This window comes from Klebsiella spallanzanii (assembly GCF_902158555.1).
Taxonomy (GTDB): Bacteria; Pseudomonadota; Gammaproteobacteria; order Enterobacterales; family Enterobacteriaceae; genus Klebsiella; species Klebsiella spallanzanii.
This window is the reverse complement of sequence record NZ_CABGGS010000025.1, coordinates 1-730: the sequence shown is the minus strand read 5'-3', so window position 1 is coordinate 730 and position 730 is coordinate 1. Positions and strand designations below refer to the sequence as shown.

General features: G+C 49.7%; 1 tRNA gene and 2 rRNA genes. All 3 read left to right on the top strand.

Annotation, left to right across the window (positions count from 1 at the left end):
- Positions 1 to 118: ribosomal RNA gene (locus FN082_RS17805) — 16S ribosomal RNA — on the top strand; the annotation flags it as partial.
- Positions 119 to 205: 87 nt separating this feature from the next.
- Positions 206 to 280 (top strand) — tRNA-Glu (locus FN082_RS17800).
- Positions 281 to 473: 193 nt separating this feature from the next.
- Positions 474 to 730, top strand: a 23S ribosomal RNA gene (locus tag FN082_RS17795); the annotation flags it as partial.

Below are 730 nucleotides of genomic sequence, written 5' to 3'. Positions count from 1 at the left end.
TGCAAAAGAAGTAGGTAGCTTAACCTTCGGGAGGGCGCTTACCACTTTGTGATTCATGACTGGGGTGAAGTCGTAACAAGGTAACCGTAGGGGAACCTGCGGTTGGATCACCTCCTTACCTTAAAGAACCTGCCTTTGTAGTGCTCACACAGATTGTCTGATAGATGTAGAGAAGCAAGACGGCTGCGAAGTCGAGACACTTTGTGTCCCCTTCGTCTAGCGGTTAGGACTCCGCCCTTTCACGGCGGCAACAGGGGTTCGAATCCCCTAGGGGACGCCACTTGCTGGTTCGTGAGTGAAAGGCACAACCCGTTAATATCTCAAAACTGGCTCAGCGAGTCACGTTTGAGATATTTGCTCTTTAAAAATCTGGATCAAGCTGAAAATTGAAACGACACACTGTTAATGGTGTGTTCGAGTCTCTCAAATTTTCGCGACACGAGGGTGTTTTACGAAACATCTTCGGGTTGTGAGGTTAAGCGACTAAGCGTACACGGTGGATGCCCTGGCAGTCAGAGGCGATGAAGGACGTGCTAATCTGCGAAAAGCGTCGGTGAGGTGATATGAACCGTTATAGCCGGCGATGTCCGAATGGGGAAACCCAGTGCAATTCGTTGCACTATCGTTAACTGAATACATAGGTTAACGAGGCGAACCGGGGGAACTGAAACATCTAAGTACCCCGAGGAAAAGAAATCAACCGAGATTCCCCCAGTAGCGGCGAGCGAAC